The organism is Paenibacillus sp. FSL R7-0198, assembly GCF_038000415.1.
Lineage (GTDB): Bacteria > Bacillota > Bacilli > Paenibacillales > Paenibacillaceae > Paenibacillus.
Genome location: NZ_JBBOCB010000001.1, coordinates 3912743 through 3925554 on the forward strand (window position 1 = coordinate 3912743; position 12812 = coordinate 3925554).

At 45.3% G+C, this 12812-nt stretch carries 11 protein-coding genes; 10 read left to right on the forward strand and 1 reads right to left on the reverse strand.

Going from position 1 to position 12812, the window contains the following annotated elements; genetic code table 11:
- Positions 1-61 precede the first annotated feature (61 nt).
- The gene (locus MKY87_RS16935; RefSeq protein ID WP_340965478.1) at positions 62-1744 is read right to left on the reverse strand and encodes a sigma-54-dependent transcriptional regulator; all 1683 of its coding nucleotides are present in this window, start codon (positions 1742-1744) and stop codon (positions 62-64) included.
- 229 nt (positions 1745-1973) lie between these two features.
- Here MKY87_RS16935 and MKY87_RS16940 point away from each other — a divergent pair, with 229 nt between their 5' ends.
- The 10 genes from MKY87_RS16940 to MKY87_RS16985 all read left to right on the forward strand — a co-directional run bounded on the left by MKY87_RS16940 (position 1974) and on the right by MKY87_RS16985 (position 12578).
- Positions 1974-2192, forward strand: coding sequence for a hypothetical protein (locus tag MKY87_RS16940; protein ID WP_338589967.1), 219 nt, complete (start codon positions 1974-1976; stop codon positions 2190-2192).
- Positions 2193-2419: 227 nt separating this feature from the next.
- On the forward strand, positions 2420-3121 hold the full coding sequence (locus tag MKY87_RS16945; RefSeq protein WP_340965479.1) for a PspA/IM30 family protein: 702 nt from the start codon (positions 2420-2422) through the stop codon (positions 3119-3121).
- 68 nt (positions 3122-3189) lie between these two features.
- A complete protein-coding gene (locus MKY87_RS16950; protein WP_047841485.1) occupies positions 3190-4221 on the forward strand; it encodes a hypothetical protein in 1032 nt (343 codons plus the stop codon).
- Positions 4218-5018, forward strand: coding sequence for a TPM domain-containing protein (locus MKY87_RS16955; RefSeq protein WP_340965481.1), 801 nt, complete (start codon positions 4218-4220; stop codon positions 5016-5018). Before MKY87_RS16950 ends, MKY87_RS16955 begins: the two co-directional genes overlap by 4 nt.
- A 48-nt stretch (positions 5019-5066) precedes the next feature.
- Complete coding sequence (locus MKY87_RS16960) at positions 5067-6110, forward strand: SPFH domain-containing protein (RefSeq protein ID WP_076210220.1); 1044 nt, start codon at positions 5067-5069, stop codon at positions 6108-6110.
- Positions 6111-6359: 249 nt separating this feature from the next.
- A complete protein-coding gene (locus tag MKY87_RS16965; protein ID WP_076333539.1) occupies positions 6360-6587 on the forward strand; it encodes a DUF896 domain-containing protein in 228 nt (75 codons plus the stop codon).
- Between the two features lie 132 nt (positions 6588-6719).
- On the forward strand, positions 6720-7676 hold the full coding sequence (locus tag MKY87_RS16970; protein WP_340965482.1) for a ring-cleaving dioxygenase: 957 nt from the start codon (positions 6720-6722) through the stop codon (positions 7674-7676).
- Between the two features lie 230 nt (positions 7677-7906).
- A complete protein-coding gene (locus tag MKY87_RS16975; RefSeq protein WP_339787290.1) occupies positions 7907-8995 on the forward strand; it encodes a low temperature requirement protein A in 1089 nt (362 codons plus the stop codon).
- Positions 8996-9417: 422 nt separating this feature from the next.
- Positions 9418-12201: a glycoside hydrolase family 3 C-terminal domain-containing protein gene (locus tag MKY87_RS16980; RefSeq protein ID WP_339787287.1), complete on the forward strand. Its 2784-nt coding sequence runs from the start codon at positions 9418-9420 to the stop codon at positions 12199-12201.
- Between the two features lie 203 nt (positions 12202-12404).
- Entirely contained in the window at positions 12405-12578 is a 174-nt protein-coding gene (locus tag MKY87_RS16985) for a hypothetical protein (protein ID WP_244661153.1), read from the forward strand.
- Positions 12579-12812: the final 234 nt, after the last annotated feature.

Below are 12812 nucleotides of genomic sequence, written 5' to 3' on the forward strand. Positions count from 1 at the left end.
ACTCGGTCAACTGTTTAAAAATGCAACATATAAAGACGATAAAAAAGACGCAAACTTAAAGTTAATCTTTAAGTTTACGCCATAATGTGGCCCGGTTAATCCCCAGACGCTCTGCGGCCTTCGATTGATTGTTATTTTCTTCCTGAAGCACGAACTGAATAACTTCCTTCTCAATCTCCTTCAGCGTACCGTTCAACTTCATTGGGCTTGAAGAAGGTTGCTGATCCAGCAAGCGGGATAAGGTAGCAGTGGTGATTACATACTCCTGTTCATTGAGTGCAGCCTGCTTGATCAGATGTTTCAGCTGATTGACGTTCATATGTGTGATCTGATCTTGGATCAGCTGTAGTGCATCTTCTTTTATTCTTACCGCAGTAGTTCCGTATTTCTGGTAGTAACCCGTAAGGAAATGCTGCATCAGTGGAGCCAGATCCTCTGGTCTATCCGCAAGATTTGGCATCATGATTGTATTAAGCTCCAGATCGAGTGACCAATGCGGGTTCAATATCTGTTCCCCGAGTATAAATACCCCAATCTGATTTTGAAGGCAGTTCTGGATAAAGGAGAGCAACTCCGGATCTTCCATACGTGTTTCCATGTGGTTAATCTCTACATTTCGAACCTTGGCGAGTGGTATCTTGTGCAAATGACCGGGCGGAACTTGCGAGAGATCCATCTGTAATAACAGTCCGCCACCGGAGTACATCTGATGAATATGTTTGACCAGAAAAGATTTACCGGAATCCGCTTCACCCAGCAGATAGATCGGTTCATGATGCTCGTAAAGTGCCCGAATGTTCTTTAATACCGCCTGCATGGCAGGGGATTCAGCAACAATAGGCTCCATCGATGCGTCCGTGAACGTTGTTATGCCAAATTGTGCAAAGGCATAGGGTTGTCCTTTTTCCAGCATATATACCTTGTAGTTCCTGTTGTCCAGGGTTGTTTCATAGGCATTAACCGTGAGCTGGTAATCGTCCACCATGAACACATTTTGGATCTGGGATTGATGGAATTCCAGACTGGTGTTGGTCAGATACATGTGATTATCGGTCAGCGGATTTTTCTCAAAATCAGTCAGGTTCTCGAATACCACTTCATTCCGTTCATTTAAAATAAGTAAATTCGGATGTTCCCGTGTAACCAGGTCATTCAGGATGATCGATATCGCATGATTTTTACTCAAATAACGGTAGACTAGCTGTGCATCCTCCATCGCTCTAAGAATGGATTCCTGGCCAGATTGAATTAACAATCCCTCCAGACCATAGGTCTTCGCGGTGTTGACGGTGATCACATCTCCGACAATCTGTCGGTACCCGGAAGCCTTCAACTCCAAGAGCAATCGTGCCACATCTTCCGAGCTATGTATGGTATAGACCTTGAGGGGCAGATCCATCAGATCAATAATGGATTGTGCACCAGAGGTGATGTTGGAGAAGCCAACAATGGCTGTTTGGCCGTTAAACTGGCTTGCTAGTGTAAGTGAACGAATCATATCATAGCCCGATAACTGCACATCAATGACGGGAATGGTCACTGCTTTTTTAATCAATTGGGCGGTTCCGCCGCGGCTGATGATAATCTCTGCACCATTTTTCTCAGCTTGAGTAGCTAATTCCACACCGTTTGCCAAGTCGCCCACGTCCGTCTGAATGGTTAACTGGGGAAAGCGAGGAATGCACTCTTGTATAATAGGAATCATCGATTCGTAGGGAGCAATAAAGTGAACTCGTGTACGCATAATTTTCCTGCCTTTATAGAAAACTTTGATCCCCTTATTATAGCCAACTTGCGAAGGAATGGCACCTATGGGGGAACCAACACGGTTGTGTCTGCAAAATGCCTGTTTGATATGCCTTCATAACTCTCCCGAGTGGAATGTGATGAAGTACACTGAATCGAATCGTTATGTATTTCAAAATTAATGCATAATTGCACACGATAAGTGTAGAGAAATGAGGAGATTTCATATGGGAGACATTCATAAAGTAGCGGAGCCGGATCACATCATTAAGGATGTTGTCGGAAAGTTTTCGTGCAGGGTACTGTGGAGTGAGGGCCGTCCATGTCTGGAGTATCAAAGGGAAGAGGATGTGGCGTTAATCACAGAATACGTCCGCATTACGTACAAAGTTGAACTATTGGATGTGTTTTTCACAGCGGTGGAGAGTCTTCCGGTGGAGCCATAGTTAGGTAGGGATTTGTAGAGTGCGGGCAAAGGGTTAGTACTTACGTTTTTGTGTGTTTATACAAGGTCATGAGGCGACACTATAGGTGCTCGTCTTTTTTTTATTACTCCATTACTTTCTGACTTTGGATCGTACGGACTCCACTTGCCAACGTGAAATGTGAAACGTATGTGGGTGTATTCATGTATTATAGTATACATATGAACTTTTCGGAGGAGGAACAAGTAATGGGAATCTTATCGAGGTTTAGAGACGTGATGAAGGCGAATGTGAACCACATGTTATCTCGGGCGGAAGACCCGGAGAAGAGCGTGAATGAGTATATGCGAAGCCTGAGCAGTGATCTGGGTCAGGTAAAAGCAGAGACGGCAGCGGTGCTGTCAGATGAGAGCCGGGCGAAGCGAGCGTTGGATGAGTGTAACGCCGAGGTCAAGAAGTTACAGCGGTATGCGGAAAAATCAGCGGAGTCGGGAGACGAAGACAAGGCACGTGTTTTTCTGGAGAAGAAAGTGAAGTTTGCTGACAAATTGAACGAATTACAATCCGCCTATGAACGTGCTTCTGCTAAAGCCAAGATGATGAAGCATATGAACGATAAACTGGTTGCAGATCTGGGGCAATTGGAAGCTCGGCATGCAGAACTGAAAGGTCGCATGGCAGATGCAAAGGCGCAGCAACAGGCCAACGAACGGAATGCATCTGCGGGCAGAGCTGATGCTGCATTGAAGGCCATGGAAGACAAGGCGAATCAGGCGCTGAACGAAGCAGAGGCTTTGGCAGAACTTCGTGCTGGGGCACAGGAAGATGATTTGGACGAATTAATTGCCCAGTTGGAGAGGGACATGAACGCAGATGCGGGTAATAATGAGAATGCGTCGCCAAGTGCAGAGGAAGAACTCGCAGCGATTCATGAAAAGCTGAAGAAGTGAGTTTAACTTGTACACTATAACGTAGAGGACAGAAAAAAATCATATTTCGTTAACATTGAGGTGAGCAGATGCCGGTTATTGAATATAAATGTCCAAACTGCGGCAGTGGTATGATCTTTGACAGTGTGTCAGGTGCACTATCCTGTCCCAGCTGCGGCCGCCAGGACAACATAGAGCAGATCCCCGATCCCTTGAAAAGACAAGTATTCACCGAAAATGAGGTCAAAGAATACCACTGTAACAGCTGCGGAGCTGACATTGTCACAGAGCCGGAGACCAGTGCGACGACATGCAGTTTCTGCGGTGCGGCGGTTGTACTCAGTGATCGGCTGACGGGCAATCTGGCCCCCGCGATGGTGATTCCCTTTTCAATCAACAAGGATCAAGCCAAGCAGGCTTTCAAAAAGTGGTGCAAAAACGGCCTCTTAACGCCAAGTGGCTTCATGTCCGCCGATCGGATTCAGAGCATTACTGGTATGTACGTGCCGTTCTGGTTGTACGAGTTACATAACAAAATCGAAGTGCATGGTCGTGGCACCAAGGTCAGATCCTACACCCAGGGTGACTACCATTACACCGAAACACAGCATTTTGATATATACCGCCGAATTCGGCTGAATTATGTGAATCTGCCCATTGATGCGTCGGAGAAAATGAAGGATGAACTGATGGATAAGCTGGAGCCTTTCCCATATAATCAGCTGAAATTGTTCAAGACCCCGTATCTGGCGGGGTACATTGCGGAAAAATACAGTTATACGGACGAGGAACTTTTTCCACGGGCCAAGGATAAAACGAGATCGTACATTGATTCTTATATTGCTTCAACCGTATCCGGATATAGCAGCGTGAGCTACACGGACAAACAGATTGATACTACGCTCAAAAATGCAGACTATGTGCTGCTCCCGGTGTGGATGGTCAACTATGACTATAATCGTGCGCAGTATACCTTTGCCATGAATGGCCAGACAGGTAAAGTGGTCGGTAAACCGCCGATCAGCAAAGCCAAAGTAGCTGGATGGTTCGCAGGAGTCTCTGCGGTGTCGTTGTTGTCACTGAAGCTGGTTTCCTGGATGATGGGAGGTGGATTCTTATGAGAAAAAGAACCCCTCTGGCCGTGATGGCTACGCTCATTTTACTTATGATAACCCTTGTCGCTCCGTTGATTTCCATGTCATCGGCATCCGCAGCGGAGAGCAAAAATCTCATCTACGATGAGGCCAACCTGCTGAGTGAGCAGGAGATCAGTGAACTGAATCTACTTGCGAATCAGTATGGCGCGGAACGGCAGACGGACTTTGTTATCTTGACAACAAATAATGTTGAGAATCAGGATGTCATGCTCTTAACTGAAGATTTTTATGATAAGCAGGAGCTAGGGTACGACAAAAAACTTGGCAATGCTGTCATATTAACGATGGATATGAATAATCGCGAAGTGTATCTGGCTGGATTTTATAAGGCAAAAGAATATTTGAGTGATCAGCGACTAGATTCTATCCGTAACCGAATTACCTCTGAATTGTCCAGTGGGGATTATAAACTCGCATTTGAGAAATACATTGAGCTCTCTTACAAATATATGGGGTATGAACCCGGTGTGAATCCGAACAATATTTTGTTCAACGGTTGGTTTCAGTTGGGAGTATCTGTAGTTCTTGGCGGTATTGTTGTTGGTATTATGACCTATCGTTCCGGGGGACGTGTCACGGTCAATCGTGCGACTTATGAGGATTCAAGCAATTCCAGTGTAATTGATCGTCAGGATCGTTATATCCGTACGACCGTAACCAAGCGCAAAATCGAGAAGAACAATAACAACGGTGGCGGAGGAGGAGGCGGGGGTACCTCCCGAGGCGGTCATTCACACAGTGGAAGTAGAGGTTCGTTCTAGTCACTACGGAGTATGCGGATTTTTTAATTAGAAGGGATGGGAATGAGTATGGGATTTTTCAGAAATCAATTTTCGAATGTGGTGGAATGGGAAGAGTTCAGAGATGACATGATATTTTGGAAGTGGAGCAACCGGGAGATCAAGAAGGGGAGTAAACTTATCATCCGTTCGGGCCAGGACGCCATTTTCCTGAATAACGGTAAAGTGGAGGGGATTTTCGAGGACGAAGGATCGTTTAATATCGATTCCGAGATCATTCCGTTTCTTTCTACCTTAAAAGGGTTCAAATTCGGATTTAACAGCGGGATGCGGGTCGAAGTCTTGTTTGTAAATACCAAAGAGTTCACCGTGCGTTGGGGCACACAAAGTCCGGTATTGATTCCAACACCGCAACTCCCGGGCGGGATGCCGATTCGGGCCAACGGAACATTTAATTTCAAAGTAAGTGACTATGTGACCCTGATTGATAAGATTGCAGGCATCAAACAGAGTTATCTGGTCGAGGATGTCAAAATCCGAATTACTTCCGTGCTGGATCAGCTTCTAATGAAGTGGATTAGCCGTGAAGGGAAGGATATGTTCAACTTGCAGGCCAATGCATCCGATATTGCCAAGGGGATTCAGGAAGATCTGGATATGCAGATGATGGACATCGGCATTGGGATTACCGGTTTCCAGGTGATGAGCTTCAATTATCCAAAAGAGATTCAGGACATGATTACAAAAACTGCTTCGCATGAGATGATTGGTAATCTGCAAAAGTATCAGCAGGTCAGCATGACAGACGGCATCTCATCCGGTAAAGTACAGGGCGGCGGCGCAGCTTCGGATATGGCGGGCATGATGATGGGTATGAACATGGCCAATGAAATGATGAAAAACATGAACCAGAACCAAGGCCAAAACCAGAACAATAATTCCAATTCGTCTCAGAATCAAAATAACGACCAGAAACCAGCGGGAAATAGCAACGGTGATTCGAATACATCTTCATCTACAGAAGGCAACAAGAAGCCAAATTTCTGCCCGAACTGTGGAGCCAAAAATGAAGGTGCCAACTTCTGTCCGAACTGTGGTCAAAAGCTGGGCTAATGAATTAAATACATGAAGGGCTAGTTCAGCAGTGGTTGAGTTATTGCGGAGCTAGCCCTTTTTTGTATGGGTGCATAGTTAAAGCAACATGGCGTAGAGCAGAGGAACGAGTGCAGTTATTCAATTTTGATAAAAGAGTTGACAACCGATCACAAATCATTTATCTTTAACTTAAGATATTTAATTTAAATATAAATAGCAGCCAAGAACAAATATCTTTAATCCATTACATGAGGAGAGATCAAGATGATGATCCCAACATTGACCAGAATAAATGAACTTTCAAGAAAAGCCAAAGAGGGCGGATTGACGGAGATGGAGAAAGAGGAACAGGCTCGTCTTCGCAAGGAATACCTGCAAACTTTTCGCGGTTCGGTCAACGACATTCTGCTGAATGCAACCATCTATGATCCAAACGGCGATGACGTGACTCCTGATAAATTGAAACAAGAACAGGCCAATCAAAATAACGACTAGCATATAATTCGCTAGATCATATATCTTAATTTAAAGATAATGCAAACTTACTATAAATCAACTAACTAACTCAAATATCTCTAACACCTAATCAATTTAAAACATGCTTACCAAACCAAGGAGGAATTAATCATGACTATTCAAACAGCAGGTATTCACCATATTACAGCTTTCGCAGGCGATCCACAGGCCAATGTTGATTTTTATGCCGGAGTTTTGGGACTTCGTCTCGTGAAAAAAACAATTAACTTCGATGCACCTGATGTATATCATCTGTACTTTGGAGACGAACACGGAAGCCCGGGTACCATCATTACCTTCTTCCCATCGGCTGGATCACCACGGGGCAAAATTGGCGGAGGTCAGGTCGGCATCACTTCCTATGTCATTCCTCCTGGGTCGATTGGCTTCTGGCAGAACCGGTTGGAACAGTATAACATTGAGGTAACCAAAACAAGTCGCTTCAATGAAGAGCTGCTTCAATTCGAAGATAGCGAAGGCCTGCGGCTTGAGCTCGTTGAACGGGAAGAAGGAGCAACCAGCACTTGGGCGCATGAAGGAATTCCAACAGATAAAGCGATCAAAGGCTTCGGCGGTGCTGTCCTGTTCAGTGTTAATCCGCAAAGAACGATGGATGCTCTTGAAAAAATCATGGGATTTGTCAGAGTGAGTGAAAATGAAGAGTATGCCCGTTTCCGGTCCAGCGGGGATATCGGTAATGTCGTAGATGTTCCGGTGACACGTATGGCTCTGGGTATGGGCGGTGCAGGAACCGTGCACCATATTGCATGGCGTGCCAAAGACGATGAGGAGCATGCACAGTGGAGCGAAGCTGTACGTGATTACGGGTATCAACCGACTCCAGTTCGGGATCGTCAGTACTTTAACGCAATTTACTTCAGAGAAGCTGGTGGCATTCTGTTCGAAATTGCTACAGATCCTCCGGGCTTTGCCAAAGATGAACCTGCTGACTCGCTTGGACAAAAATTGATGCTGCCAGAGTGGTTTGAGAAATACCGCCCTCAAATTGAGGACAATCTGCAACCAATTGTGGTAAGAACGCTCGCACCTGCTACAGCTGCGAATTAATAAGAAAACCTGAAAAAGCGAAGCGTTCGCCTAAAAACTTTCTGAAAGAAAGCTACATCGGAAGTATACGCTATCCCCGGATTTTTCCTTAGGAAAAGGGAATCAAAAAAATCTGGGGATAACAGCGATTGGAGGGTTATTCTGTCATCGGAGTGTATGTGTGAATCATCTTTAGTTCAACTTATATAGCTGACGTTAGATTATGAGAATAACCAAAGGAGCAACGAAGGATGATGGAGAAAAAGGTTACCTGGCTGGAGCTGTTTTACGATCTGCTCTTTGTAGCAGCGGTCTCCAAAGCGGGTCATGTCTTGTTACATGCCGAACACGGAGTAATTACGTTTGAATATTTAATGAAGTTTGTGCTTATTTTCATCCCTGTTTGGTGGGCATGGGTCGGTCAGACCTTGTTTATTAACCGCTATGGTCAAGACATCCTGATCCATAGAATATTTCTCATCCTTCAGCTTCTGTCCGTGATGGTCATGACGGCGAGCCTTTCTACCCATTTTGACCAATACTACCTGTCCTTCTTCATTGGATATATCGGCTCAAGGGCATTTACGGCGATTCAGTATCTGACGGCTCACAAGTCAAAAGGCGAGCATCAGCAGCAAGCGGCTCGTTACTTGGGCATCTGTTTCCTTATTGGGATATTAATCTCATCGGGCTCACTATTCTTCGATTCCTGGTTGCGCTACTTGATTTTGTATGTGGGGATTGCCGTTGATATTGTGCTTCCGCTGATCGGACGCAAAAACTTGGTGAAAGTGCCCGTTCAGACCCATCACTTGTTGGAACGTTTTGCGCTCTTTACACTTATCCTGCTGGGTGAATCGGTGGTAAGCATTATCGCTGTGTTGCAAGCCGATCATTGGGATATGAAATCGATTTTGTTTGCCGCCTTTACGTCCATCTTTGTCATTGCGATGTGGTGGCAGTACTTCGACAACGTGGAGAAAAAGGTCAGCAAAGAGATCCGTACTGCCGGGCAAGCGATCATATACGGCCATCTGTTCATCTACATCTCCATGAGTATGATCGCTGCTTCAATTCAGCTGTTATATCAGAATCAGTTAAACTATGTGTTCATGCTAGGGTTTGTATTTGGATCAACGCTGTTGTATTTCTTGTCAACTTCCCTTGTGTTTCATCGCTACAGACACGCACATCTGCGGCTGGGCCCGCGTCATCTGGCGGTCATGGTAGGGTTGCTTGTGGCATTTGTCCTTGTGGATCTGGTCTACCAGGTTCCGGGTTATGTCATCATGGGCGAAGAAATGTTATTCTTCCTGGTGTATGCGAAACTTACGACTTAATATGAGTAATATAAAATCAAGAAAAGTCACGGACAACAGATGTCCGTGGCTTTTTATTATGCCGCTAATCCTGGACATGTTTTAATTAAATAAATAAAGCACAAATCTAATTTAATTTCTTCTATAGAATCTGTTAATATGAGACTAGGTACAAGTGAATCTACCAGATCATAGAATATCTTTTATATAAAATGAGTGTAAGAAACAAACATGAAAACGGAGAGGACAGAAATAACCTGAAGAAGCATAAGCGTTCGCCTTTATCAACGGATTTCTCCCTTAGGAAAAGGGAATCAAGAAATCGGGGGATAAGAGTGATCGAAGGGTTGTTCTGTCATAGTAGTGGCCTAGTGTATGTTTTGTGAGTTCATTTTATATATAGCGATTCGTAGATATGGGGATGACAATCAGGAGGGAAATCATTGAGCACACATCAAATCGGAGTTCCATTGGAAGGGTTTGCAGAGTTTAGTCGTACGGTTGCCGCAGAAGGAGCCGTTTTACTCAGAAATGAAGGCCAAGTGCTTCCACTTCGTGAAAACGAAAACGTTTCAGTTTTTGGTCGGATTCAAGTCAATTATTATCGCAGCGGCACGGGTTCAGGCGGTAGCGTTCATGTGGCCTATACAACAAATCTGTTGGATGGTCTTCGCAGCAAAAAGAATATTACGGTGAATGAAGAACTGGCAGCTGTCTATGAGAAGTGGATCGAGGAAAATCCATTTAATGATGGCGGAAAAGTATGGGCGGCCGAGCCATGGAATCAGAAAGAAATGCCTTTGACGGATGAACTCGTTGCACAGGCTAGAAGCCAATCCAGCAAAGCCATTATCGTGATTGGACGTACAGCAGGAGAAGACCAGGATAATGCGGATGCGCCAGGAAGTTACCAACTGACAGAAGATGAGAAAGCGATGTTGAAGCAAGTTACTTCGCAATTTGAACACACAATCGTTGTGTTGAATGTCTCAAATATCATCGACATGAGCTGGTTAAACGAAACGTATCTACATCCAATCCAAGGCGTAATTTACTCCTGGCATGGCGGTATGGAGGGTGGCAACGCGATTGCCGATGTGCTGGCGGGGGACGTTACACCAAGCGGTAAACTGACAGATACGATTGCATATTCCATTGAAGATTACCCTTCGACAAGCAACTATGGCAATGAGTTCAAGAACCTGTATCAGGAAGATATCTATGTAGGTTATCGTTATTTCGAAACGTTTCGACCTGAGCGCGTTCAGTTTGAATTCGGTTACGGCCTGTCTTATACGACGTTTTTGGCCCAGCACGAAGAAGCAAAATCCGTGTCCAAAGACGGCGAAACCTACATTGAAGTTCGTGTAAATGTGACCAACTCAGGTACAACATATGCGGGCAAAGAGGTTGTGCAAGTCTATTATGAAGCACCACAAGGCAAACTGGGACAACCGGTGAAGGCTTTGGTGGCTTTTGGAAAAACAGGATTGTTGCAGCCGGGCGAGTCAGAACTTCTGACGATCAGTTTCCCGATCCATGCGATGGCATCTTACGATGATGCGGGTGTTACAGGTCATGCTTCAGCATACGTTCTGGAAGAAGGCACATACCGACTGCATGTAGGAACCAGTGTGAAACAAGTGCAGCACATTAGCATTGATGGCCAGGATGGCTATAGTATTGAATCTCTTCAATTGGTGGAGCAATTGCAAGAAGCGATGGCCCCAACTGAAGATTTTACACGGATGAAACCAGGTACGCGCAAGGAAGATGGATCTTATGAACTGACTTATGCAGAAGTACCGAAACGTAAGATATCCATGGCGAACCGGATTGAGCAGAATCTCCCGCAAACGCTGGAGCAGACGGGCAACCAAGGCCACAAGCTGAGTGACGTTAAAGCTGGCAAAGTGAGTCTGGAAACCTTCATCGCTCAACTGAGTGATCAGGATCTGGCGGCGATTGTCCGTGGCGAAGGTATGAGCAGTCCGCTCGTTACTTCAGGAACAGCATCTGCATTTGGTGGTGTCAGCGACAGCCTGTTTAACTACGGTATTCCGGTAGCATGTACGGCAGATGGCCCGTCCGGTATTCGTATGGATAGTGGCGAGAAGGCAACACAGGTATCCATTGGTACGTTGCTTGCGGCGACTTGGAACAAGGATCTTGTTGAAGAGTTGTATGTGATGGAAGGACAGGAATTGCTGAGAAATCAGGTGGATACCCTGCTCGGACCTGGACTAAATATCCGCCGGAGCCCGCTCAATGGCCGGAACTTTGAGTACTTCTCCGAAGATCCGCTGATCTCGGGTGTATTTGCCGCAGCGTGTACAAAAGGTATTATGAAGGGTGGTTCCAATGCCACACTGAAACACTTTGCCTGCAACAACCAGGAGAAACACCGCAGTAAAGTAGATGCTGTTGTCTCCGAACGTGCACTGCGTGAAATTTACCTGAAAGGGTTCGAAATCGCCGTAAAAGAAGGCGGAGCAAACTCCATCATGACTTCCTACAACCCGGTTAACGGACACTGGGCGGCATCCAACTACGACCTGAACACCACAATTCTGCGTGGCGAATGGAATTTCGAAGGAATCGTAATGACCGACTGGTGGGCGATTATGAATGATGTGACCGAAGGTGGAGAAGCTGATCGCAAATACACGAACTGGATGATTCGTGCGCAGAATGATCTCTACATGGTTGTACCGAACTACGGCGCAGAGATCAATGGCTGGGACGACAACACGATTGAATCCTTGGAAAATGGAACATTGACGCGTGGAGAGCTGCAACGCTCCGCAATCAACATCTGCAAGTTCATCATGAATGCACCGGTGTCAGGTAGAAAACACGAGATCGTGGAGAACGTCGCTTCTTTCCAAGCGAATGCTTCCCTATCTGCTACACAAACTCAGGATCTGGTTGAGAACGCACAGGTGAAACCTGCGGTAGCTGAACCGGTCTACATGAAAGTGGACGAGGCCGGCCATTATCGGATTATCGTACAGATCATGTCCCCTGAGCCGGAACTGGCTCAAAGTGCATGTAACCTGCTCCTGAATGACCAGTTGGTGACCACCATTCAAACGAATGGTACGGAAGGCAAATGGATCAGACAGAAGCTTGTCAAAGTAGATCTTGAAGCAGGACTGTATGAATTGAAACTGGACTTCACCAAACCAGGTCTCCAGATTGACTGGATCGAATTCAAGCAGGTATAGAAGATAATCGGAAATATCAGGTGATAAGAGCAATCGAAAGGTTGTTCATCAAAAGCAGAATACGTTGGTATATGACAAAGGACACTGTACGCGGGTGTCCTTTGTTGTAACACAGAATAGCTACTGTTATGATAGTGTTATGAGATTCGTAGTTCTGAACAATGGGGTCAGGAGTGTTGCGAGGAATGAGAAATTATAATTTTTTGAGTCCAATCCTGCTGGTTGTGGTGGCGCTGATTGTAAGAGGCCTGGTGACTAACCTGGGAGTTCTTTTCGGACTATCACAAGAAGTGGCGAGTAATATTGCCATGATAGCCATGATTATTGCTGCACTGATTATGTTTAATCGAATGACGAAGGCTCGGCGTAGAAAATAGAAAAAGCTCGGATAACCAGAAGGTTATCCAAGACATGAAGACACCCTCTGGGTGTCTTTTTTTTGTATTGACGTTCTGATCCTAACGTTTTAGACTATTGCTAATTGATAATAACATTATAAATAACAAAAATAACAAAACTCATTATTTAAAGTGATGAAATCCGTTGTGCTCTCTATTTGCTAGCCCATTCCGGTCCCCAAAGGAGAATCCAATCATGAAGATCATTACCGA